Raw genomic sequence first — 22,533 nt, forward strand, 5'->3', positions numbered from 1 at the left:
CGCAAGTGCATAAGTGGTTGGCGTTGACCACCAGGCGTGCCGTAAAGCAGTTGGCATCGCCCATCGGTAGCGTTCAGGGGCTGAGCGTTTTATGTGTGCTCTAACTCACCTGCTTGGCCAGTTGGAAATCCATGTATTCGTAAGCGATCTGGTGCGCCTGCCCGGTGTCGAAAGCATCTCCTGACAGCGCGCCGCGCAACCACAAACCGTCAATGAGGGCTGCCAGGCCGCGGGCGGCGCTGCGCGCTTGATCAAGCGGCAACACACGGCGGAACTGGCAGCACAGGTTGGAATACAGACGGTGATCGTTGATCCGCTGCAACCTGTGCAAAGACGGGTGGTGCATGCTGGTGGCCCAGAAGGCCAGCCAGGTTTTCATTGCCGGGCCATTGACCTGGCTGGCGTCGAAGTTGCCTTCGATAATCACCTGCAGATGCGCCCGGGGGCTGTTATCTGCCAGCGCCTGCCGGCGCGCGGTGACGTTCTCGCTGAGGACACTCATCAGATACTGCGCCGTGGCAGCGATCAGGCCGTTCTTGTCCTGAAAGTAGTGACTGATGATGCCGTTCGAGACACCGGCCAAACGGGCGATCAGCGCAATGCTGGCGTCCCCCATTCCGACCTGATCGACGGCCTGCAATGTGGCTTCGATCAATTGCTGGCGGCGGATGGGTTGCATACCGACCTTGGGCATCTTGCACATCTCCTTAGGCCTTCCGGCAGACGCAAAACGTCTATCGGATTGAAGGCCAGTCTATTTTGTTTTGATTGAACGTTCAATCAACAAAGAATAAGATCTGCGACAAATCGTCGCTGCCTACAGATTTTTCCTACGCGTAGTTAGCGGAAAAACGACATCTGAAAACGCTCGAAACCCAAGCGCACTAGCGCTCCCGGGCTTCGGGCTTTTTTCGGGGTGTCTTTATATCACCCGCCGGTCGGCTGCCAACTAATCGATTGGTCGGGTAACGCGTTGCCTTGTGTTCTTCTCTCGCACTGCCTGGAGCATCTGTGCCATGAGTTCTGCCTCTCTTATAAAGACCCCGCCCGAGAAGGTGACGGTCAACGGTTGGGTGTTCTACACCTCTACCGCGCTGATCCTGCTATTGACCGCCATTCTGATCATCGCCCCGCAAGAGGCCGGCAGAATGCTCGGCATTGCCCAGGCCTGGTTGTCCCGCAGCTTCGGCTGGTACTACATGGTGGTGATCGCCGCCTATCTGGTGTTCGTCATTGGCCTGGCGTTTTCGTCCTACGGCAAGCTCAAGCTGGGCAGCAAGGACGACACCCCGGACTTCAGTTATGGCGCCTGGGCCGGGATGCTGTTCTCGTCCGGTATCGGCATCTCGCTGCTGTACTTCGGGGCGTCGGAGCCGCTGGACCACTATTTCAATCCACCGGAAGGTGTCGCGGGCAGCAACCTCGCCGCGCGTCAGGCGGTGCAATTGACGTTCCTGCACTGGGGCCTGCATGGCTGGGCGATCTACGCGCTGGTCGGTCTGGCCGTGGCCTACTTTGCTTATCGTCATAACCAGCCGCTGGCCCTGCGTTCGGCGCTGTACCCGCTGGTGGGCGAGCGTTGGGTCAAGGGCGCGGCCGGTCATGCGGTGGACGGCTTTGGCATGTTCGTGACCCTGCTGGGCCTGGTGACTAACCTGGGGATAGGCTCGCTGCAGGTGTCGTCGGGGCTGGAAAACCTGTTCGGCATGGAACACAGCAACACCAACCTGCTGATCGTAATCATCGTGATGAGCACCGTCGCGACCATCGCGGCTGTGTCCGGCGTGGAAAACGGCATCCGCCGGTTGTCCAACCTGAACATCGTGCTGTTCAGCGGTCTGCTGATTTTCGTGCTGCTGTTTGGCCCGACCCTGCACCTGCTCAACGGCTTTGTGCAAAACATCGGCGACTACCTCAACGGTGTGGTGTTGAAGACCTTCGACCTCTATGTGTACGAAGGCGACAGCGACAAGTCCGACCGCTGGCTGGGCCTGTGGACTCTGTTCTACTGGGCCTGGTGGATTTCCTGGGCCCCATTCGTCGGCATGTTCATCGCGCGTATTTCCCGTGGCCGTACGGTGCGTGAACTGGTGGCCGGCGTGTTGCTGATTCCACTGGGCTTCACACTGGCCTGGCTGTCGATCTTCGGCAACTCGGCGCTGGACCTGGTGATGAACCATGGGGCGGTGGAACTCGGGCGAACAGCCCTGGAGCAACCATCCATGGCGATCTACCAGCTGCTTGAGCACTACCCGGCGTCGAAGATCGTGATCGGTGTGTCGATCTTTGTCGGCTTCGTGCTGTTTCTGACCCCGGCGGATTCCGGTGCGGTGATGATGGCCAACCTGTCCTGCAAGGGCGGCAATGTCGACGAAGACGCGCCGCACTGGCTGCGGATCTTCTGGTCGGTGGTTATCACCCTGGTGACCATCGGCCTGTTGTTTGCCGGCAACTTCGAAGCCATGCAAACCATGGTGGTGCTGGCGGGGCTGCCGTTCTCGGTGGTGCTGGTGCTGTTCATGTTCGGCTTGCACAAGGCCATGCGCCAGGACGTGCAGATTGAACAGGAGCAAGCGGAACTGGCCGCTCGCGGTCGCCGTGGTTTCAGTGAGCGATTGACCCAGTTGGACCTGCAACCGAGCCAATCGATTGTTCAGCGTTTCATGGACAAGCACGTCAGCCCGGCGTTGGAAGATGCCGCTGCTCAACTGCGTGCTCAAGGTCTGGACGTGCAAACGTTGTTGGGCAAGGCCAAGCGTTGCATGGGCGTGCGGCTGGAGATGGAAGAGGGCAACCCTTTTGTCTACGAAGTGAGCCTGGAAGGTTATCTTGCGACGCCGACCGAATCGGCTCAGTCCGATGAGGCGCGTCAGCGTTACTACCGCGCCGAGGTGTATCTGCACAACGGCAGTCAGGACTATGACTTGATGGGCTTCACTCAGGATCAGATCACCCGTGACGTGCTCGATCAGTTTGAAAGCCATCGGCAGCTCCTTGGCCGGGTGTATAGCTAGGATTTGAGTGGGCGCGGTGGAGGTTTGTGTACACCCAGCCCATCGCGGGTGTACCCGGTCGGCGCGTAGGAGCTGCCGCCAGGCTGCGATCTTTTCGGCGGCGCCACCAATGCCGGATCAAAAGATCGCAGCCTGCGGCAGCGCCTACGAAGGTTTGTGTACACCCACCCCATTGCGGGTGTACCCGGTCGGCGCGTAGGAGCTGCCGCAGGCTGCGATCTTTTCGGCGGCGCCACCAATGCAGGATCAAAAGATCGCAGCCTGCGGCAGCTCCTACGGGGGTTGTGTACACCGCCCCATTGCAGGTGTACCCGGTCGGCGCGTAGGAGCTGCCGCCAGGCTGCGATCTTTTCGGCGGCGCCACCAATGCCGGATCAAAAGATCGCAGCCTGCGGCAGCTCCTACGGGGGTTGTGTACACCGCCCCATTGCAGGTGTACCCGGTCGGCGCGTAGGAGCTGCCGCCAGGCTGCGATCTTTTCGGCGGCGCCGCCAATGCCGGATCAAAAGATCGCAGCCTGCGGCAGCTCCTACAGGGGTTTGTGTATACCCAGCCCATTGCGGGTGTACCCGGTCGGCGCGTAGGAGCTGCCGCCAGGCTGCGATCTTTTCGGCGGCGCCGCCAATGCCGGATCAAAAGATCGCAGCCTGCGGCAGCTCCTACAGGGGTTTGTGTATACCCACCCCATTGCGGGTGTACCCGGTCGGCGCGTAGGAGCTGCCGCCAGGCTGCGATCTTTTCGGCGGCGCCACCAATGCCGGATCAAAAGATCGCAGCGAAACCGTCCATGACCGATAAAACAAAAACGCCGCGATCATCGCGGCGTTTTTGTGTGGGCTGTCCTTACCCCAGATTCTTCCCTAGCAACGCGTGGTAGAGCTCGCTGTCGCCGAGTATCCCGACCACATGCTGGTTGTCATGCAGCACCAGTTTGTTGCCGGTCTGGTAGCGGATCTGCAGCGCTTCGCGCATGCCGATGCTGGAGTCCACCAGGGTTGGCCGACGGCCCAGGCCTTCCACTGCCTGACCCGGTACCCAGTTCTGCAGATCAAGGCTGGCGCCGTTCTGGCGTGCGCCCTTGATGGTGTTGCCTTCGGCCAGGTCGAGCCAGGAGTCGCCGCCCGGGTCCAGGCATACAGAGCCGTTGATGCGTTTGCAGTTATCCAGGGTGCGCATCAGGCTGCGACCGCAGAGGACGTTGAGCGGATTGGTATGGGCGACAAAGGTCCGTACGTAGTCATCGGCCGGGTTCAGCACGATTTCTTCCGGCTTGCTGTACTGGACGATCCGGCCGTCTTTCATGATCGCGATCCGGCTGCCCAGCTTCAGGGCTTCATCGAGGTCGTGGCTGACGAACACGATGGTTTTGTTCAGCTTGTTTTGCAGTTCCAGCAATTCATCCTGCAGGCCCTGGCGGATCAGCGGGTCGAGTGCCGAGAAGGGTTCGTCCATCAGCAGGATGTCGGCGTCCATCGCCAGCGCACGGGCCAGGCCGACTCGTTGCTGCATACCGCCGGAGAGTTCATCGGGCTTCTTGTTGCGCCATTGGGTCAGGCCCACCAGTTCAAGCTTTTCATCGACCAGCTTGCGCCGTTCCTTCTCGGGCCGGCCCTGCATCTCGAGGCCGAAACTGATGTTCTCGCGCACCGTCAGCCAAGGCATCAGGGCGAACTTCTGGAAGACCATGGCGATGCGCTTGGTGCGCATCATTTTAAGTTCGGCCGGGGTGCAGGAGGCGATGTCGATTTGCCTGCCTTCATGCTCGACGAACAGTTGCCCGCGGCTGACGGTGTTCAACCCGTTGATGCAGCGCAGCAGGCTGGATTTGCCGGAACCGGAGAGGCCCATCAGTACACAGATTTCGCCTTTATCGATGTCCAGGCTGGCCTTTTCGACACCGACAATCTGCCCGGTCTGTTTCAGGATCTGGTCACGCGTCATGCCCTGGTCCAGCAGCTTGAGGGCCTCACGCGGATCTTTGGAGAAGACAACGTCTACCTTGTCGAAGCGGATTATGCTCATGCCTCACCCCCTACCTTAGCGTCGGGTTGTTTGCAGATACGGTCGAGCATGATCGCCAGCAATACGATCGCCAGGCCGGCTTCGAAGCCCAGGGCGATATCGGCAGTGTTCAGTGCGTTGACCACGGGTTTACCCAAGCCATCAGCACCCACCAGCGCGGCAATCACCACCATCGACAGTGAGAGCATGATGCACTGGGTGATGCCGGCAGCGATGCTTGGCATGGCGTGGGGCAGTTCAATGCGCGAGAGCAACTGACGTCGCGAGCAGCCAAAGGCCTTGCCGGCGTCCATCAACTCTTGCGGTACATCGCGGATACCCAGGTAGGTCAGGCGGATGGGCGCGGCAATCGCGAACACCACCGTTGAAATCAGACCAGGTACCACACCCAGGCCGAACAGGGTCAGGGTAGGAATGAGATAAACGAAGGTCGGTACGGTCTGCATCAGATCGAGTACCGGACGCATGAAAGTGTAGAACATCGGCTTGTGCGCCGCGACTATGCCCAGAGGCACGCCGATGACCACACAGACCAGTGTCGCGAACAGCACCTGGGCCAGGGTCTCCATGGTTTCCTGCCAGTATCCCAGGTTCAGGATCAGCAGGAAGGACAGTGCGACAAAGGCCGTGAGACCCCATTTGCGTTGAATGAAATGTGCCAGTAGCGCGATCAGGCCGATCAATGCCAGCGGATTGAACCAGGTCAGCGCAAACGTCACGCCGTGGATCATCGTTTCCAGTGTCACGGCGATCGCATCGAAAGTGCTGGCGCCATTTTGCGTCAACCATTCAACGAAGGCAGAGATGTACTGGCCCAGGGGAATTTTTTGATCAGTCAGCATGGTATTGAACGTCCACATGCAAGGAAAATTACGTATCCAGGCGGGCGAACCCGCCGGGAGCCTGCGGTTACTTCGCCAGCTTGGCTTTAACGGCCTCCAGGCCTGGTTTACCGTCAATGGTGGTCACGCCAGCCAGCCAGGTGTCGAGCACCTCCGGGTTTTTCTTCAGCCAGGCCTTGGCTGCTACATCAGGCTTCATCTTGTCGTCCAGGACGTTGCCCATCAGGGTGCTTTCCATGTTCAAGGTGAACGACAGGTTTTTCAGCAACTGGCCAACGTTGCTGCATTCCTGTGTATAGCCCTTGCGGGTGTTGGTGTAGATGGTTGCCTGGCCGAAGTTGGGGCCGAAAAAGTCGTCACCGCCAGTCAGGTACTTCATCTTGAAGCGAGTGTTCATCGGGTGCGGTTCCCAGCCCAGGAAGACCACCGCGGTGTTGCGGCGCTGAGCGCGATCGACCTGCGAGAGCATGCCTGCTTCGCTGGACTCGACCACCTTGAAGCCGGCGTCCTTGAGGCCGAAAGCGTTCTTGTCGATCATGCTCTGGATCAGGCGGTTACCGTCGTTGCCCGGTTCGATGCCGTAGATTTTGCCGTCGAGTTCCTTCTTGAACTTGGCAATGTCGGCGAAGTCCTTCAGGCCCTTGTTGTACAGGTCTTCTGGCACGGCCAGGGTGTATTTGGCGTTTTCCAGGTTGGCGCGCACGGTGTCCACGGTGCCGGCTTCGCGGTAGGCCTTGATGTCGTTCTCCATGGTCGGCATCCAGTTACCGAGGAAGATGTCCATGTTCTTGCCGTCGGCCAGAGACTTGTAGGTCACTGGCACGGAAATCATCGTGGTCTTGGTTTTGTAGCCCAGCGCATCGAGGACGACGCTGGTGGTCGCGGTGGTGACCGTAATGTCGGTCCAACCGACATCGGAGAAGTTTACGGTGCTGCATTGAGCCGGTTCTGCGGCTTGAGCCAGAACCGGCAGACTCAGCATGGCGGCCAACAACAACGACTGGGAACCTTTCATGGGTGGACTCCTTGGTGTTTTTTTCGGCGGTGTTCCAACTGGACGACCGCGCTTATATGTTGCGGTTGGATGGCGTTTTGGGGACTGCTCTGCCACGGCGCCTTGCAATCGAGTCGATACGATCATGTACCAGTGAAAATCTGACGCCTACAGGGGGAGTCGTATCCAGTACAGGGAGGGTCGCATCCAGTGTCGGTGACGTCGTTTACAGGTTTTTTCAGCCCGGCAACCGCACTTTTTGCCCATCTGCACCGCAAAAAACGGCCAGAACCTGCGGTTGGCAGATAGCGACGTTAGTGAGCATGAGTGGGTCGGTGTGAGACGTCGTGCCTTGCTGCAAAAGCCTGATGATGCGGGGGTCTCGGCGTTGAGCGTAGCAGCTCCGTCACCGGGCGCCTTGGCGCCTGGAGTGTGCTCATCAGGAGGTTTGCGGTAATGGCTATCAGTGTGTTTGACCTGTTCAAGATTGGTATCGGCCCGTCCAGTTCGCATACGGTTGGGCCGATGCGCGCAGCCGCGCTCTTCGTGCAGGTTTTGCGTGAACACAATGTGCTGGAACAGGTGCGGCGAGTTGAAGTTCAGCTTTATGGCTCGCTGTCGGCCACCGGTATCGGTCACGGCAGCGACAATGCGGTGATCATGGGCCTGATGGGCGAATGGCCGGATGCTATCGATCCGTCGCAGATCGGCGTGCGTATCGAGACCCTGCGCGAAACCGACACCTTGCTGCTCGACGGTCGTTTACCGGTTCCCTTCGTTTGGGCGCGAGACATGCGCCTGATCGATGAGAACCTGCCGTTTCACCCCAATGCCATGACCCTGATCGCCGAAGGTCAGAATGGCGAGCTGCATCGCGACACCTATTACTCGATCGGCGGCGGTTTTGTCGTCGATGAGGCGCAAGCCAGCAGTGGTGTGGCGGACCTTGATCGCACCGAGCTGCCATACGACTTCTCCAGCGCGGTCGAATTGCTCAGCCTCTGCCAGAAGCACAACCTGCGCGTTGCCGAACTGATGCTGGCCAACGAGAAGGTCTGGCGCTCGGAGGAAGAGATTCGCAGCGGTCTGATGACGCTCTGGCGCGCCATGCAGGATTGTGTCGAGCAAGGGCTCAAGCACGAAGGCATCTTGCCGGGTGGGCTGAATGTACGGCGCCGCGCGGCCAAGCTGCATCGCAGCCTGCTGGAGTTGAACAAACCCAATGTGATCGGCTCGACCCTGAGCGCCATGGAGTGGGTCAACCTGTTCGCCCTGGCGGTCAATGAAGAAAATGCCGCTGGTGGGCGCATGGTCACCGCACCGACCAACGGCGCAGCGGGGATCATCCCGGCGGTGCTGCACTATTTCATGAAATTCAGCGAAGTGGTGACCGAGGCGAATGTCGTCGACTATTTCCTCAGTGCGGCGGCAGTGGGGATTCTGTGTAAAAAGAACGCCTCGATTTCCGGGGCCGAGGTCGGTTGTCAGGGCGAGGTCGGTTCGGCCTGCGCCATGGCCGCGGCCGGGCTCGCGGAAATTCTCGGCGCGACCCCGGAGCAACTCTGCAACGCGGCGGAAATCGGCCTGGAACACAACCTGGGCCTGACCTGCGATCCGGTCGGCGGCCTGGTGCAAGTGCCGTGCATCGAGCGCAATGCGATTGCTGCAGTGAAGGCGATCAATGCCGCGCAGATGGCCTTGCGTGGAGATGGTCAGCACTTCATCTCCCTGGACCGGGTGATCCGTACCATGCGCGATACCGGGGCTGACATGCACGATAAATACAAGGAGACATCGCGGGGTGGGTTGGCGGTGAGTGCGGTGGAGTGTTGAGTCGGTTCAGGCTGTGATACCGGGGTGCTCCCAATCGCGATGAGGCCAGACCTGGCAAAACTGCGCGTTAAGTGAACACTGATTCGAATAAGCGCCGCTTTTTGGCGCGTCGTTTACAGATAAGAGAAACATCCTCAGGTCAGGGCTCGAATTCGACCCTGACCGTCGGTCGCCCGTGCTTCTGGTGACACTCCATTACGACGGTTCTCAACGTCGTTCCCAAAAGTGCTACCGATTTGCTCAAACGCAACGGGCTAGAGCACTTGCCTGCCTTGTTGGCACACATAACCCCACTCGGCGCACGGCGTGTATAGACACATCGCGACGTCGTTTTCAGGAGTTATTGAATACGCATTCAACTTTAGGCATGGCAATTGCTCTGTCATAACAAAGCCCGTCTCCCACGCGAGAACGATGGCAATAACAAGAGCCTCCGCCTGAGGCCATCACCCGCTTTGTGTGAGGAGATACCGCGATGACGTCGTTCAACTCCGGGGCCCAACCCCAGAACCGTGCGCCTCAATCCATCGGCTTTTTGCTGCTGGACAATTTCACGCTTATTTCTTTGGCTTCCGCAGTAGAACCCCTGCGCATGGCCAACCAATTGTCCGGTCGCGAGCTGTATCGCTGGACGACCCTCACCGCTGACGGCGGCCAGGTCTGGGCCAGCGATGGCTTGCAAATCACCCCCGACGCCTCGATGCACAAAGCGCCCGCCATGGACACCATCATTGTCTGCGGCGGTGTGGGTATTCAGCGCACTGTGACCCGTGAACACGTGTCATGGCTGCAAAGCCAGGCGCGTCAGTCCCGTCGCCTCGGTGCGGTCTGCACCGGTAGCTGGGCGCTGGCCTGCGCCGGCCTGCTGGACGGCTTTGATTGCAGCGTGCACTGGGAATGCCTGGCGTCGATGCAGGAAGCATTCCCGCGGGTCTCCATGAGCACCCGTTTGTTCACCCTCGACCGCAACCGTTTCACCAGCTCCGGCGGCACCGCGCCGCTGGACATGATGCTGCACCTGATCAGTCGCGATCACGGTCGTGAGCTGTCGGCAGCGATCTCCGAGATGTTCGTCTACGAACGCATTCGTAATGAGCAGGATCACCAGCGCGTACCGCTCAAGCACATGCTCGGCACCAACCAGCCGAAGTTGCAGGAAATCGTCGCGTTGATGGAAGCCAACCTGGAAGAGCCGATCGATCTCGACGAACTGGCGGTGTACGTCGCCGTGTCGCGACGTCAGCTGGAGCGCCTGTTCCAGAAATACCTGCACTGCTCGCCGTCGCGCTATTACCTGAAACTGCGCCTGATCCGCGCGCGGCAGCTGCTCAAGCAAACGCCCATGTCGATCATCGAAGTGGCCTCGGTCTGTGGCTTCGTCTCAACGCCGCACTTCTCCAAGTGCTACCGCGAATATTTCGGCATTCCACCACGTGATGAACGCGTCGGCTCCAACACTGCTCAACAGGTGGCAATGTTGCCGCTTCCACAGGCATTGGTACTGGCCCCGTTGTCCGGACCACTGTCTGCGTTGAGCCAGGCAAGGAATGAGTCGACGTTTGCCAGTGTGAGGCTGTAGGGCTGCTGGACCGAGCGGGCTTTTTGTGGCGAGGGAGCTTGCTCCCGCTCGAGCGCGTAGCGGTCGCAAATCCGGCTGATGCGTTTTACCTGACAAAAATGCATCAGCCGATTTCAGGACTGCTTCGCAGCCCAGCGAGGGCAAGCCCCCTCGCCACAGGTCGGTGTCATCTGCTGCTCCAGCATTAGCGGGAGCGGTGATCAATCAAGCGCTACGTCTTTGTTTGTACTGCGCCAAAGCTGGCAACAATTGCTGGTCGATAGCCTGGCGCACGGCGGGGAGGATGGTCGCGTTGCCGGTGAGCATCTGCTCAACCATGCCTTTGAGTGCCTTGGCCCGGGCATCGCTCAAACCGCGTACCGCGTATTCGCAAGCCTGGTCGGCGGTCGCACCTGCCGGCATTTCAAAACCCAGGGCTCTCAACTGGCCCAGCAGGTCATCCTGGTCAATCAAATCTGCGTGCATCATGACTCTTATCCTTATTCAGGGAGTGTGGTCGTGGCCCGATTCTGGTTGGCACCCGAGGGCCTCGGCAAGGGCGATTTGTCGTTATGGCCGCAATGACTATGAACAGGTCGTTTTCGGCTAACTCACAGGGGATATGAGTGGGCACACTGGACTCAGCTCATGTGTCGAACGGTTTGGTCACCCTCCGCGCAAAGCTCCTCAGCAACAAACCTCTGCCTCGATCTTGTCACGGCTTGATCGGGGCTTTTTTTGTCCGGGTGTTGGGGTATTCAGGTCGATGTGTGTTGCCTGGGAGCAAGCCGGATCGCCGCACCGCTGCTCCCACAAGGACAATGCATATCCTGTGGGAGCAGCCGGTCGACGCTCGATTGCTCGCGATGAACGATGACGAGGTCTAGCGCTGCAACACCAATATCCGCGACAACAACTCATCACGGTCAATGTAGCAACCCTGGAAGTGCCGGGCGCCGGTGGCGGGGTCGAAGGCGTTGCGGGCGTGGAGGGTGCGGCGATTGTCGAAGCACCACATTTCGCCGGGGTTGAGTCGGGTTATCAGGCGAAAGCGTGCCTCGCGGGTCATGGCGATAAAGCGGCGATAGGCCTGATACAGCCTGGGCATTTGTTCCGCCGATGCGTCGAACGGCCCGCGCAGAAAGTTGGCCATGCGGATCTCGCTGACCTGGCCAAGCGCATCCAGAGCAATGATTGGCGCCAGGCAGCGGTAGTCGCTATGGCGGTCCTTGTTGCGAAATTCCACGGGGATTTCGCAGAGGCTGTGAAAGGCTTGCGGATCTTCCTGGCGCAAGGCTTGGGCGATCGCAAAACCATCGACAAAAATGCTCTCGCCACCGTCCGCCTCATTGACCAGACAATGCAGAAATTGCAGCCCCGGTTGCAACTCGCGGGTCGGCAAGTCGCTGTGCAGCGGCAGGTTGAAAGCGGTGTAAGCATTGCTGTCGGCGTCGGCCTTGGATTGCACGTTGAACAGCACGCCGAAGTTACTCTCGCGGATAAAGGAAATGCGCTTGGCAATCTGCGTCAGCGAGCCTGGTTCGGTGGGCACGCCACGTACTTGTGTGAGGCCGATATCACGCAGCGCCAGCAGCCATTGCAGCAGCGCCTGGGGATCGTCCATCACGGCTTGATACTCGAATACCGGCAGCTTCAGTTCGCTGTTCCATAATTGGCTTTTTGGCCGGCCGGCGCGCCGTTCGGCACGAGATTGATCGTCATAAGCATGAGCTCTCAACCAACCGGGATCGAAGCGGCTGCCGTGGCCATCCTGCCACTCGATGCACAGGCAACCGTCGTCATCGATATGGGTCAGGAAGGGCGCCAGGTCTTCGGCGACGTCGACGATTTCCAGCACCTGCTCACGAGTCACGCTATAGACGCAGGTCGGACACGGGCAGTTGTCCCGTAGCCACTGATGGTGAAACGGGCTTGATCGGCCGTCGGCCCACTGCACCTGAACCCGATCCGCCAGGGATTGCGCGGCGGTCAGGGCACTGATCAGTGGATAACTGCGGAAGTCGGCAAAAGCGGCGGCGGTGTTCATGCGGTCTCCTTGTTTTTGGCTTGTTATTTTTCCGCTGGCAGGCCAATTACCCGGCCAATGTAGGCCGGTCTTGGCAGATCGGTCTGTAGTGCAGTAATGGCCCGCAATTTGTTCAGCACTGCTTCGCTGAATGGCGCGGAGCGTGGGCCGGCGAGGTCGACGTGCAACAGCATTTGCTCGTTGCCCGCCAGCTCCTGTTCTTCACCGACCAGGTGCAGGCTGTGATAGAGGTGCAGGCGTTTGCGGTCGTGACCGATGATCTGGGTGTGTACCTCGACTTCGGCGCCAAGTTTCACCTCGTGCAGATAGTTGAGGTGCAGTTCGAGGGTAAATAGTGAGTTGCCGCTGGCTTCGCGGTTGTCGCTGTCCATGCCCAGTTGATCCATCAGCGCATCGGTGGCATAGCTGAAGATCAATAGGTAAAACGCGTCGCGCAGGTGGCCGTTGTAGTCGACCCAGTCGGGGATGATGGTGGTTTTGTAGGTGGTGAGGGTTGGCATGGTGTGGGTTCCGACATTGGTAGTGACTGGACTGATGCTATCGCGAGCAAGCTCGCTCCCACATTTAACCGCATGCCTCTGATAGAACTCGGTCACCTGTGGGAGCGAGCTTGCTCGCGATGGGGGCGGGCCTGCTGGCGGGTTATTCGCTAAACGCCATCCCATGCTTGGCCTTTGTGATCTTCACCGCCTCAAGCACCGCCAGCAGGCAATCATCACGATAGCGCTCCAGGGCCGAAATGCTGTGTTTGCCGAGTTGCTCGCTGGTGCCGTCGACCACGTCGTCGATCAGCTTGTCGGTCAGTTCCGGCGCCGGCAGATAGGTCCAGGGTAGTTTCAGTGCCGGGCCGAACTGGGCCATGAAGTGCCGCATACCGGCGTCGCCACCGGCCAGGGTGTAAGTCAGGAATGTGCCCATGAACGACCAGCGCAGACCCGCTCCAAATCGAATCGCATCGTCGATTTCGCCGGTAGTCGCCACGCCATCGTTGACCAGGTGCAGTGCCTCACGCCATAAGGCTTCGAGCAGGCGGTCGGCAATGAATCCCGGGACTTCCTTGCGCACATGCAGCGGGCGCATCCCCAGGGATTCGTAGACTTTCATCGCCGCCTGTACCGCTTCTGGCGCAGTGTTTTTGCCACCGACCACTTCCACCAGCGGCAACAGGTATACCGGGTTGAACGGATGACCGACCACGCAGCGTTCCGGATGGGTCGAACCCTCGTAGAACTCGCTCGGCAGCAGGCCAGATGTGCTGGAGCCGATCAGTGCGTCGGGCTTGGCCGCGGCGCTGATTTTGCCGTGCAGTTCAAGTTTCAGTTCCAGGCGTTCCGGAGCGCTTTCCTGAATGAAATCGGCGTCCTTCACGCACTCTTCAATGGTCGCGACAAAACGCAGCCGGTCTTGCGAAGCACCCGGTGCGAGCCCTTGTTTCTCAAGCGCGCCCCAGGCATTGGCGACGCGCTTGCGCAAGGCTGCTTCGGCGCCCGGCGCCGGGTCCCAGGCCACGACGTCCAGGCCGTGGGCGAGGGCGCGGGACACCCAGCCGCTGCCGATGACACCGCTGCCCAGCGCCGCGAAAGTTTTGATTTCGGTGATAAAGCTCATGGTGACTTCCTGAATGGTTCGGTGGTCCCCTGTGAGAGCGGGCTTGTGTGGCGAGGGGGCAAGCCCCTCGCCACATACGCCTGCTCCCACAGATGAGGTGTAAGTTCGGGTTAGCCGCGCTTGGTCAGACCCATTTTTGCCCGGCCTTCAGCCGGGCTCAGGACGCGGGCGCCCAGGCGGCTGAGGATTTCCGAAGCGCGTTCGACCAGTTGGCCGTTGGTCGCCAGCACGCCTTTGTCCAGCCAGAGGTTATCTTCCAGGCCGACCCGCACATTGCCGCCGAGCAGTACCGCTTGAGCCGCCATCGGCATTTGCATGCGGCCGATGCCGAACCCGGCCCAGACCGCATTGGCCGGCAGGTTGTCGACCATGGCTTTCATGGTGGTGGTGTCGGCCGGCGCGCCCCATGGGATGCCCAGGCACAGCTGGAACAGCGGATCGTCCAGCAAGCCTTCCTTGATCATCTGTTTGGCGAACCACAAGTGACCGGTGTCGAAGATTTCCAGCTCGGCCTTCACGCCCAGTTCTTGAATGCGTTTGGCGCCAGCGCGCAGTTGCGCCGGTGTGGAGACGTAAATAGTGTCGCCGTCGCCGAAATTCAGGGTGCCGCAGTCCAGCGTGCAGATTTCCGGCAGCAGAGCTTCAACGTGGGCCAGGCGGGTCAGGGGGCCCACCAGGTCGGTGTTAGGGCCGAACTCCATCGGGTTTTCACCGGCGCCGATTTCGAGGTCGCCGCCCATGCCCGCGGTGAGGTTGACGATGATGTCGACGTCCGCTTCGCGAATGCGCTCCATCAGTTCGCGGTACAGCGCCACGTCACGGCTGAACTTGCCGGTTTCGGGGTCGCGAACGTGACAGTGGACCACGGTGGCGCCGGCCTTGGCGGCTTCCACTGCGGCAGCGGCGATTTGTTTCGGGGTGACCGGCACGTGTGGGCTTCGGCCGGTCGTGTCGCCAGCACCGGTGAGTGCGCAGGTGATGATGACGTCGTGGTTCATGAGGCGGTTTCCTTCAGACGGTGTGAGTCACTGCGCAGCCGTTTGGCGCTGCGCAGATTGATTTGGGGCGGGTTATTTGCTGGTCAGTTTCAGGTTTTCAGCAGCCGGCTTGCCGTCGAAAGTGGTCACGCCTTCAAGCCAGCGCTGCTGGTCTTGCGGGTGATCCTTGAGCCACTGTTTAGCTGATTCGAACGCGTCTTTGTGATCGAGCAGCGGTTGCATCATCCGGCTCTCGTCCTCGGCGGTGAAGGTCAGGTTGCTCAGCAGGCGGCTGACGTTCGGGCATTGCTCGGCGTAGTTCGGCGCGGTGACGGTCCAGACGGTAGCCATGCCTTCATTCGGGCCGAGGGCGTCCTGGCTGCCGGTGAGGTAGGTCATTTTCTGGTTGACGTTCATCGGGTGCGGCGCCCAGCCGAAGAACACGATGGCCTCGTTGCGTTTCACCGCCCGGGTCACCGCCGACAACATCCCGGCTTCACTGGATTCGACCAACTGGAATTTGCCGAGACCGAACTGGTTCTTGGCGATCATCGCTTTAATCTGGGTGTTGGCGCCTGAGCCAGGCTCGATGCCGTAGATCTTGCCGCCCAGCTCTTTCTCGAATTTGGCGATGTCGGCGAAAGTTTTCAGGCCTTTGTCGGCGAGGTAGGTCGGTACTGCCAGGGTGGCGCGGGCATCTTTGAGGCTTGGCTCGGCCAGGACTTTGACTTGCTTGCCATCGACGAACGGGGTGATGGTCTGGGTCATCAACGGATTCCAGTAGCCAAGGAACATGTCCAGGCGCTGGTCGCGGATGCCGGCGAAGATGATTTGCTGGGAGGCGCTGGTTTGTTTGGTCTTGTAGCCGAGGCCGTCGAGCAGGACTTGGGTCATGGCACTGGTGGCGATTACGTCGGTCCAGTTCACCACGCCCATGCGCACGTTCTGGCACGCGGCGGCGTCGGCCGCCATGGCGCCGGAACTCAAGAAAGCGGTACCGCTGAGTGCAAGGACACAGCTGCTGATCAGTCGTTTCATGGAGGGTTCCTCGGCAGATCGTTATTGTGGGTTCCGGCATCTTCGTGCGCCGGTGATGCCAAGTTACGCAGCTCAAGGCCCGTGAAAGAGCACTGCGGCGACCAGCTCTTGCACTGCAGCGACCTGCGCTCTTGAATGCCGCGTGCAACTGGCGTATCAACGTCCACACGCTACCCGCCAACCGAGTGCGCTCCATGTCCCAGGATTTCTACTTCTTGTTGATGCCGGGTTTCTCGGCCATCGGCTTTATCTCGGCCATCGAACCGCTGCGCGTGGCCAACCGCTTTCGTGGCGAGCTGTACCGCTGGCATGTGCTGAGCGGCGATGGCGGAGCGGTGCTGGCCAGCAATGGCATGTCGGTCAATGCCGATGCGGCGCTGGAACCGTTGAAGAAGGGGGCGACCTTATTGGTAGTGGCCGGATTTGAACCGCTGAAATTTGCCACGCCCGCTCTGGAGCACTGGCTGCGCCGTCTCGACCATGAAGGCGTGATCCTCGGCGGGATCGACACCGGCAGTGTGCTGTTGGCCGAGGCCGGCCTGCTCGAAGGCCATCGGGTCACCCTGCATTGGGAAGCCATCGATGCCTTCAAGGAATCTTATCCACAGCTGGAAGTGACTCAGGAACTCTTCGAAATCGACCGCCGGCGCATCACCTCCGCCGGCGGCACCGCCTCCATCGACCTGATGCTCGATCTGATTGGCCAGGCCCATGGCCCGGAACTGGCGATCCAGGTGTCCGAACAATTCGTACTCGGCCGGATCCGCCCGCGCAAAGACCACCAGCGCATGCAGATCGCCACCCGCTACGGCATCAGCAACAAGAAGCTGGCACATGTGATTGGCGAAATGGAACAACACAGCGAACCGCCCCTGAGCACTCTGGAGCTGGCGGACTCGATCAAGGTGACTCGTCGCCAGCTGGAGCGACTGTTCCGCCTGCACCTCAATGACACACCGAGCAACTTCTACCTGGGCTTGCGCCTGGAGAAGGCCCGGCAGCTGCTGCGCCAGACTGACATGAGCGTGCTGGAGGTGAGCATTGCCTGTGGCTTTGAATCGCCATCGTATTTCACCAGGAGTTATCGGGCGCGGTTTGCGCGTTGTCCGCGGGAGGATCGGCGGGGGGTGGGGGATCGGCAAGGCGTGGAAGCGGATGCGCAGTGACAATGCAGCGCACAACGACTGATCGCGTTTAGGTCTTGGAGGGGGCTGCTTGGTGCTGCACGCACCTATCTTTAGTGAGTGGGCTCGCGCCTGAATTGAAGGGCGAGGGCAGTCAAGCTATCAGCGTTGTGAGTTGTGATCGCTATTTGTGCGTTCCACGGCAGACTTGCTTTTGCCTGGGAAGTTGCTCGTGCATTTGAAATGAGTTTCTGGAACGCAGGTTTGTTCTTTTCTTTGATTTTTGAGCGGTCAGGTGAGTTGCTGGCAATCGCCAGGGATTTCTCAAGTGCGTCATTCATGTTGCCCTCAATAGTTGCTTCCGTATCGTCGCGCGATGAATCGGAAAACAGATACCAAAAGTCCTTGGTTTTAGCATGAACATGGCTGAGTTCATGAAACATCGTCCCCGCTCTTCGTGAAGCTGATTGTTGGCGAGCCTTGAGGTGAAAGTAGATAAAGTCCGACCCCTGACTCCTGGATTTTACCCGGTGTGCACGTTGCTCTGGTTTTAGGGGGTTGTTCTCGGTGAATACAAAACGTTCACCTTTGGCCTGGTCATTTAACGCGCCGCGAAGGGTTTGCTTAAGTTTTTTTCTAGCAACACGCGCAGCGATATTCAGGTGTTGCTCATCCATGTATGGACCGTAAATGTGCCTCAGTTTTTCCTGCGTCTTATCCGACAGCAGAGGACCTGCGAGAGCGGCAATCGCTTTTTTGGTGAAATCGACCATCACTGCAAAATCTTCGAGGAACTCGGCCTTCTCATCGTCAGGTAAGTGATCTGCGCGTCGGTAAAGTATCGACTGTCCGGCCGCGGCCATCTTTCTTTCGAATTCATTCAGGGGCTCGACCGGCGCGAGGCCTTCGCGGTCCTTGAATCTCAGCGGATTGTTATGAACCATCCGGTACCTGTTCAACCCATCGATGTCTCCTGCCGGATCCGGATTGACCCAGCGCTGTAACCAATGGGCGTAATATCGAAGTCCATAGTAGTAAAGTCCGGTTGCATCTCGCTCTTTCCCGGAGTAACGAATGCTTTTGTACTTGGCTTCAGTTTCATTCCGGGCTGCCCACCAGGCTGTACCGCCGAAGGGGTAGTAACCTTCCTGGCTTAACAGGGCTGCATCCTCGTCCAGCTCTAGCATGCTGGAACCCAGAAGGTCGCCCAGGCTGTAACGGATCTGGTCATTGGCGATGTTCTTGGGAGGTATTTCATTCCAATGCAATACCCGCACGCTGCTGGTGCCGGCCTCAATGCTTACCACATGACGTACCTCGGCAGTGCCGCTGTAATGGACTTCCAGGCCTGGCAAATAACGTACTTCGGACGTTCGGGTTGCAGATTTGGTTCTGGTGCTGAGGACCTTGCGTAGCCGCTGGCCGTGGCCGTCGTAGCAATAAAGTTCGTTGTCGTTCTGCGCATCCTCTCTGGCGACCTGAATGACTTCACTCAATTGGTTTCGCGTGTTCCAGCGCATGGCCTGTGCGCCAGGTATTAAGGTCTGAAGATTGCCGTTGCTGTCGAAGCTCTTGATGAAGTCCGGTTCACCATTCGGTGTTTTCAACAGGCTACGGTTACTGAAAGGCGCCGTTACCATCTCTCGGGTGTAGCAGCGGCTGCCTTCATGGACGAGGGTGTGCAGATTGCCTGCAGGGTCGTAGGAAAATGTCTGTTTATAAGAACCCATCCGCTTTGGATCGATGACAGGTTTTTGCAATTCGGGCAGTTCGGGGCCTTGGCTTGCCGGGATGGATTCGCGACCGGTCGCTTCAATCAATTGATAAAGCGTGTCGTATTGATAAGTGTTGGCAGGTTCCGTGCGCTGATTCCTGAAATAACGGATAGCCTGCACGGAGTCCCGGATGCTGGTGATATTGCCGACCGGATCATAGAGGTAGCAATAATCCTGAAAGAGGTGGCCGGGACGGCTTGAGGTGAGTTGTAGCAGGCGATCACTTTGGGCCTCATAACGCCGCGTCGTCTCGACACCATTGCCCGCAGTCTCACGTTCGATCTGGCCTGTGGCACTGTAGATAATAGTGCTGAGCAGCGTTTTGTCGGGCAAGTTCTTGCGTTTCAGTTGGATCTGATCGATCTGGCCGGCGACGTTATGCGCCAGTACCTGTTGATTGCCCCGTGCATCGGTCTGGATCAGCACATCGCCCATGGCGTTGAATTGCCACTGAGTAGTTGCGGTCTCGACTTCGAGTTTTTTATCGCGATCAGTCTCAGCGGCTGGCCAATTCGGGGTCGGCAGGTCATTCATGAATCGCCGGGACTCGTTCAATTTAGAACCCGCCAGGCTGTAATCATTGATGCAAAGGCAGCCTGCCGTGTCGTCGTGGCGAATCAATTGCCCGCATTGATTATGCGCAGAGAATTCAATTCTGCCATCGGCGTAGGTCAACCGCTCGGTTACGGATGGGAACTCGTTGGCAGCTTGTTCCAACACCGCAACAGGGCGTAGCAATCTGTCGTACTCGATCTGGCGCAGGTTTTGTCGACCATCCCATTCACAAAGCATTTCGTCCGCCTCTCCCAGAAGCTTCAACCGCCAGCCGGCATCGACGCTTTTGGTCAGTAATGGCTGAACGGAAAGGGAGAATGTTGTCGCCAGATTCGGTTCGCTCTGAGCTGCCAGTAAACGTGAGTCCCAACTAGCCACCGGGCGTGCGCCAGTGTCGAAAGCCTGGCGGGTGATGCGTGCCTCAGATGTCTGATCTGGATGGGAGCGATGATAAGCCACGCTTCGAATCTGCAGGCCGCGTGGGTCTATTACCGAAAGAGTCGGTGTGGCGCCATGAAGATTCACTTGCGAGATTATGGTCATCTGATAAGCGAGCATTCAATCTAGGACAAGTTCGAATGTGCGCTTTTTGGGAGAGGCTGCCTACTGTCAGAAATAACAGGTGTGCAGTGTTTTGAGGTGGACGTTTACCCTAAGTAAAGTCAGTAGCGGTTCGAGGTCAAGGAAACCGGGGGCTGTCGACGTGATAGGGATAGCCGTGGTGGCTTCCATTCATACCCCATTATTGCCGCGACTATAAAATGTAGTCAGGTCAATAATCGGGTATGAATCACTAGAAAACGCCTCACTTACTTCTTCATTAGCGCCGAACATGCCGCCTTGTAAGCTTCATGTTGATACTTGTTCAGCGTCGCCGGCAGTTCGAAGTCGAATTTCTTGTTCTGCGCGTTGATGGTCTGCGGGGAGAGCAGGGTGACGTCACAGTTTTCCAGCAACTGGAAAATCCCTTCGATCTTGAAGGTGGTCGGGCCGCCGGCGAATTCGCCTTTCTTGCTGCGCTTTTTGATGGCGATCCGGTCGATGGAGTTTTCGCGAACAAAAGACCCAACCTGAGCGGCAAATATTTTGACGTTGGCGGCTTCGTCATCGTCGTCGAGGGCGATTTTCTTGGTGGCCAGGGCGACGTGGGTCAGGAGCCGATTGTCGAGGGAGGCGACGGCGATGATTGCCTCGCTGGCTTTGATTTCGATGCCGCAGACTTTCATGGAAGGATGGACCCCTGTGAGTGAACCGGTTTGGCCATCGATGGTGACGTACTTGAAGTGTGAAGTCATCTTGAGGGTGGCGTTTGCGGATCTGATACCGGAGACCATTCGTCAGTCAATACTCAAGACTGTTATTTCTGACAGTGGGCGCTGATCGGTATCCAGCCTGGGTTTTCGCCCCGGTGTCCGCGGACTCAGGCATGCCGACAACAGCGTCGGTGCAGCCTGTGGGCGCGAAGGTTGCCCAAAACCGTCACTCCTGCCCGATCGACTCCAGGAATTCCGACCGTTCGTCACTCATCCGCGCCACACAATCATTTTGCGCAATGGTGTAGGCCTTGCTGCCGGGTTTGGCAGGGAAGGATTCCACTGCACAGTCGGCATCGCGTTGTTTTTGCCACAGTTGCTGGGCATTTTTAACTTTGCCGGTGATGTCGTTGAGCTGGGCCTTGTCGTTGCCATACAGGGTACCCAGTCGCTCGAACAGGGCCTGGACGTTGTCGTTGAGCAATTGTTCGGCAGTCGTTTTGTTGAACGTCGCGCATTCCAGAGTCTGTTGCTCATGTTCCACTTCATCGCACGGCGTGATATCGGCTTCTTCAGCCGCCTGTGCGGCGGTCGCTATTAGTGCCAAAGCCAGGAAGATCGATTTCATTGCGTCGCCCCAAATTCGTTGATGCGGCGAATTCTGGCCCAAGCGCAAGGCAAAGAACAGATGAGCTTTGGTCGTGTCTTGAGACCCTTTGTCGCGGATTGACGCTTTCGGCAATTCCCCTGTCGTTTTTGCACCCGGCTGCCCCAGCCCTCAGGCATATGCTGACCCCAAAGCGCCGGCAGACGATTCGGCGCATGAATCGCTAATAGGGGACAGCCTGATGAGCCCAGCCGAATTGCACGCCGACAGCATCGTTATCGACGGGCTGATTATTGCCAAGTGGAACCGTGAGCTGTTTGAAGACATGCGCAAGGGCGGTCTGACCGCGGCCAACTGCACCGTGTCGGTGTGGGAGGGCTTCCAGGCCACCGTCAATAACATCGCCGCCAGCCAGAAGCTGATTCGCGAGAACAGCGACCTGGTGATTCCGGTGCGTACCACCGCTGATATTCGCAAGGCCAAGGAACAGGGCAAGACCGGCATTCTCTTCGGCTTCCAGAATGCCCACGCCTTCGAAGACCAGATCGGCTACGTCGAGATCTTCAAGCAGCTGGGCGTCGGTATCGTGCAGATGTGCTACAACACCCAGAATCTGGTGGGCACCGGTTGCTACGAGCGAGACGGCGGCCTGTCGGGCTTCGGTCGCGAGATCGTTGCCGAGATGAACCGCGTCGGGGTCATGTGCGACCTGTCCCACGTCGGTTCCAAGACCTCCGAGGAAGTCATCCTCGAGTCCAAGAAGCGGGTCTGCTATTCCCACTGCCTGCCGTCGGGCCTTAAAGAGCACCCACGCAACAAGTCCGATGAAGAGCTGAAGTTCATCGCCGACCACGGCGGTTTCGTCGGCGTGACCATGTTCGCGCCGTTCCTGGCCAAGGGCATTGATTCGACCATCGACGACTACGCCGAAGCCATCGAATACACCATGAACATCGTCGGCGAAGACGCGATCGGTATCGGTACCGACTTCACCCAGGGCCATGGCCAGGACTTCTTCGAGTACCTGACTCACGACAAGGGCTACGCCCGTCGTCTGACCAGTTTCGGCAAGATCATCAACCCGCTGGGCATCCGCACCGTGGGCGAGTTCCCGAACCTCACCGAGACCCTGCTCAAGCGCGGTCACCCTGAGCGCGTGGTGCGCAAGATCATGGGCGAAAACTGGGTGACAGTCCTCAAGGACGTCTGGGGCGAATAAGCCCAAACCCCAATCCATTCCCCCTCTGCCGTCCGCGCAGAGGGCAACAAAACGAATTTTCTGGAGT

The 22,533-nt window shown here is 58.8% G+C and carries 18 protein-coding genes; 5 read left to right on the forward strand and 13 right to left on the reverse strand.

Features of this window, described 5'->3' with window-relative positions; all coding sequences use genetic code 11:
- Window positions 1-100: 100 nt before the first annotated feature.
- Window positions 101-694 (reverse strand): transcriptional regulator BetI, encoded by a 594-nt coding sequence (betI, locus tag AC3IUA_RS02495; RefSeq protein WP_489358955.1) that lies wholly within the window; start codon window positions 692-694, stop codon window positions 101-103.
- A 379-nt stretch (window positions 695-1,073) separates the two neighbouring features.
- Here betI and AC3IUA_RS02500 point away from each other — a divergent pair, with 379 nt between their 5' ends.
- Window positions 1,074-3,014 carry a BCCT family transporter gene (locus AC3IUA_RS02500; RefSeq protein ID WP_489362211.1) on the forward strand — a complete coding sequence of 647 codons (1,941 nt, stop codon included), beginning with the start codon at window positions 1,074-1,076 and terminating at the stop codon, window positions 3,012-3,014.
- Window positions 3,015-3,857: 843 nt separating this feature from the next.
- On the opposite strand, the gene choV is transcribed toward AC3IUA_RS02500, so the two are convergent.
- From choV to AC3IUA_RS02515, 3 genes are all read right to left on the reverse strand, one after another.
- Window positions 3,858-5,036, reverse strand: a complete 1,179-nt coding sequence (choV, locus tag AC3IUA_RS02505; RefSeq protein WP_489358956.1) for a choline ABC transporter ATP-binding protein — start codon at window positions 5,034-5,036, stop codon at window positions 3,858-3,860.
- A complete protein-coding gene (choW, locus tag AC3IUA_RS02510) occupies window positions 5,033-5,878 on the reverse strand; it encodes a choline ABC transporter permease subunit (protein ID WP_489358957.1) in 846 nt (281 codons plus the stop codon). Before choW ends, choV begins: the two co-directional genes overlap by 4 nt.
- 67 nt (window positions 5,879-5,945) lie before the next feature.
- Window positions 5,946-6,893, reverse strand: a complete 948-nt coding sequence (locus tag AC3IUA_RS02515) for a choline ABC transporter substrate-binding protein (RefSeq protein WP_489358958.1) — start codon at window positions 6,891-6,893, stop codon at window positions 5,946-5,948.
- 435 nt (window positions 6,894-7,328) lie between these two features.
- Here AC3IUA_RS02515 and AC3IUA_RS02520 point away from each other — a divergent pair, with 435 nt between their 5' ends.
- Together AC3IUA_RS02520 and gbdR are read left to right on the forward strand one after the other, a co-directional pair.
- The gene (locus tag AC3IUA_RS02520) at window positions 7,329-8,705 is read left to right on the forward strand and encodes an L-serine ammonia-lyase (protein ID WP_489358959.1); all 1,377 of its coding nucleotides are present in this window, start codon (window positions 7,329-7,331) and stop codon (window positions 8,703-8,705) included.
- Between the two features lie 475 nt (window positions 8,706-9,180).
- Window positions 9,181-10,284, forward strand: coding sequence for a choline metabolism transcriptional regulator GbdR (gbdR, locus tag AC3IUA_RS02525; RefSeq protein ID WP_150645519.1), 1,104 nt, complete (start codon window positions 9,181-9,183; stop codon window positions 10,282-10,284).
- A gap of 204 nt (window positions 10,285-10,488) precedes the next feature.
- Here the strand turns inward: gbdR and AC3IUA_RS02530 are convergent, their stop codons facing one another.
- The 6 genes from AC3IUA_RS02530 to choX form a co-directional block, all read right to left on the reverse strand.
- The gene (locus tag AC3IUA_RS02530) at window positions 10,489-10,752 is read right to left on the reverse strand and encodes a hypothetical protein (RefSeq protein WP_489358960.1); all 264 of its coding nucleotides are present in this window, start codon (window positions 10,750-10,752) and stop codon (window positions 10,489-10,491) included.
- Between the two features lie 394 nt (window positions 10,753-11,146).
- The gene (locus tag AC3IUA_RS02535) at window positions 11,147-12,310 is read right to left on the reverse strand and encodes a gamma-butyrobetaine dioxygenase (protein ID WP_489358961.1); all 1,164 of its coding nucleotides are present in this window, start codon (window positions 12,308-12,310) and stop codon (window positions 11,147-11,149) included.
- A gap of 23 nt (window positions 12,311-12,333) precedes the next feature.
- Window positions 12,334-12,810, reverse strand: a complete 477-nt coding sequence (locus AC3IUA_RS02540; RefSeq protein WP_489358962.1) for a thioesterase family protein — start codon at window positions 12,808-12,810, stop codon at window positions 12,334-12,336.
- Window positions 12,811-12,952: 142 nt separating this feature from the next.
- Window positions 12,953-13,918 (reverse strand): L-carnitine dehydrogenase, encoded by a 966-nt coding sequence (locus AC3IUA_RS02545; RefSeq protein WP_489358963.1) that lies wholly within the window; start codon window positions 13,916-13,918, stop codon window positions 12,953-12,955.
- A gap of 110 nt (window positions 13,919-14,028) precedes the next feature.
- Window positions 14,029-14,916 carry a 3-dehydrocarnitine:acetyl-CoA trimethylamine transferase CdhC gene (cdhC, locus tag AC3IUA_RS02550; RefSeq protein WP_489358964.1) on the reverse strand — a complete coding sequence of 296 codons (888 nt, stop codon included), beginning with the start codon at window positions 14,914-14,916 and terminating at the stop codon, window positions 14,029-14,031.
- Window positions 14,917-14,988: 72 nt separating this feature from the next.
- Complete coding sequence (choX, locus tag AC3IUA_RS02555; protein WP_489358965.1) at window positions 14,989-15,933, reverse strand: choline ABC transporter substrate-binding protein; 945 nt, start codon at window positions 15,931-15,933, stop codon at window positions 14,989-14,991.
- Between the two features lie 194 nt (window positions 15,934-16,127).
- On the opposite strand from choX, the gene AC3IUA_RS02560 reads away from it, so the two are divergent.
- A complete protein-coding gene (locus tag AC3IUA_RS02560) occupies window positions 16,128-17,099 on the forward strand; it encodes a GlxA family transcriptional regulator (RefSeq protein WP_489358966.1) in 972 nt (323 codons plus the stop codon).
- A gap of 71 nt (window positions 17,100-17,170) precedes the next feature.
- On the opposite strand, the gene AC3IUA_RS02565 is transcribed toward AC3IUA_RS02560, so the two are convergent.
- The 3 genes from AC3IUA_RS02565 to AC3IUA_RS02575 all read right to left on the reverse strand — a co-directional run bounded on the left by AC3IUA_RS02565 (window position 17,171) and on the right by AC3IUA_RS02575 (window position 21,268).
- The gene (locus tag AC3IUA_RS02565; RefSeq protein WP_489358967.1) at window positions 17,171-19,945 is read right to left on the reverse strand and encodes an RHS repeat domain-containing protein; all 2,775 of its coding nucleotides are present in this window, start codon (window positions 19,943-19,945) and stop codon (window positions 17,171-17,173) included.
- A 251-nt stretch (window positions 19,946-20,196) separates the two neighbouring features.
- Entirely contained in the window at window positions 20,197-20,613 is a 417-nt protein-coding gene (locus tag AC3IUA_RS02570; RefSeq protein WP_489362213.1) for a DUF3010 family protein, read from the reverse strand.
- Window positions 20,614-20,866: 253 nt separating this feature from the next.
- On the reverse strand, window positions 20,867-21,268 hold the full coding sequence (locus AC3IUA_RS02575; protein ID WP_489358968.1) for a lysozyme inhibitor LprI family protein: 402 nt from the start codon (window positions 21,266-21,268) through the stop codon (window positions 20,867-20,869).
- Between the two features lie 220 nt (window positions 21,269-21,488).
- Here AC3IUA_RS02575 and AC3IUA_RS02580 point away from each other — a divergent pair, with 220 nt between their 5' ends.
- Window positions 21,489-22,466 carry a dipeptidase gene (locus AC3IUA_RS02580; protein ID WP_489358969.1) on the forward strand — a complete coding sequence of 326 codons (978 nt, stop codon included), beginning with the start codon at window positions 21,489-21,491 and terminating at the stop codon, window positions 22,464-22,466.
- The last annotated feature ends 67 nt before the right edge of the window (window positions 22,467-22,533 follow it).

The organism is Pseudomonas sp. KH_050 (assembly GCF_057838875.1).

Bases quoted from the DNA above. Each gene is read 5' to 3' on its own strand.
- AC3IUA_RS02575 (WP_489358968.1), bottom strand. From the start codon at position 21,268: ATGAAATCGATCTTCCTGGCTTTGGCACTAATAGCGACCGCCGCACAG.
- AC3IUA_RS02545 (WP_489358963.1), bottom strand. From the start codon at position 13,918: ATGAGCTTTATCACCGAAATCAAAACTTTCGCGGCGCTGGGCAGCGGT.
- AC3IUA_RS02530 (WP_489358960.1), bottom strand. From the start codon at position 10,752: ATGATGCACGCAGATTTGATTGACCAGGATGACCTGCTGGGCCAGTTG.
- AC3IUA_RS02560 (WP_489358966.1), top strand. From the start codon at position 16,128: ATGTCCCAGGATTTCTACTTCTTGTTGATGCCGGGTTTCTCGGCCATC.
- AC3IUA_RS02570 (WP_489362213.1), bottom strand. From the start codon at position 20,613: ATGAAAGTCTGCGGCATCGAAATCAAAGCCAGCGAGGCAATCATCGCC.
- choW (WP_489358957.1), bottom strand. From the start codon at position 5,878: ATGCTGACTGATCAAAAAATTCCCCTGGGCCAGTACATCTCTGCCTTC.
- AC3IUA_RS02535 (WP_489358961.1), bottom strand. From the start codon at position 12,310: ATGAACACCGCCGCCGCTTTTGCCGACTTCCGCAGTTATCCACTGATC.
- cdhC (WP_489358964.1), bottom strand. From the start codon at position 14,916: ATGAACCACGACGTCATCATCACCTGCGCACTCACCGGTGCTGGCGAC.
- choV (WP_489358956.1), bottom strand. From the start codon at position 5,036: ATGAGCATAATCCGCTTCGACAAGGTAGACGTTGTCTTCTCCAAAGAT.
- AC3IUA_RS02580 (WP_489358969.1), top strand. From the start codon at position 21,489: ATGAGCCCAGCCGAATTGCACGCCGACAGCATCGTTATCGACGGGCTG.
- AC3IUA_RS02515 (WP_489358958.1), bottom strand. From the start codon at position 6,893: ATGAAAGGTTCCCAGTCGTTGTTGTTGGCCGCCATGCTGAGTCTGCCG.
- AC3IUA_RS02540 (WP_489358962.1), bottom strand. From the start codon at position 12,810: ATGCCAACCCTCACCACCTACAAAACCACCATCATCCCCGACTGGGTC.
- AC3IUA_RS02565 (WP_489358967.1), bottom strand. From the start codon at position 19,945: ATGCTCGCTTATCAGATGACCATAATCTCGCAAGTGAATCTTCATGGC.
- gbdR (WP_150645519.1), top strand. From the start codon at position 9,181: ATGACGTCGTTCAACTCCGGGGCCCAACCCCAGAACCGTGCGCCTCAA.
- choX (WP_489358965.1), bottom strand. From the start codon at position 15,933: ATGAAACGACTGATCAGCAGCTGTGTCCTTGCACTCAGCGGTACCGCT.
- AC3IUA_RS02520 (WP_489358959.1), top strand. From the start codon at position 7,329: ATGGCTATCAGTGTGTTTGACCTGTTCAAGATTGGTATCGGCCCGTCC.
- betI (WP_489358955.1), bottom strand. From the start codon at position 694: ATGCCCAAGGTCGGTATGCAACCCATCCGCCGCCAGCAATTGATCGAA.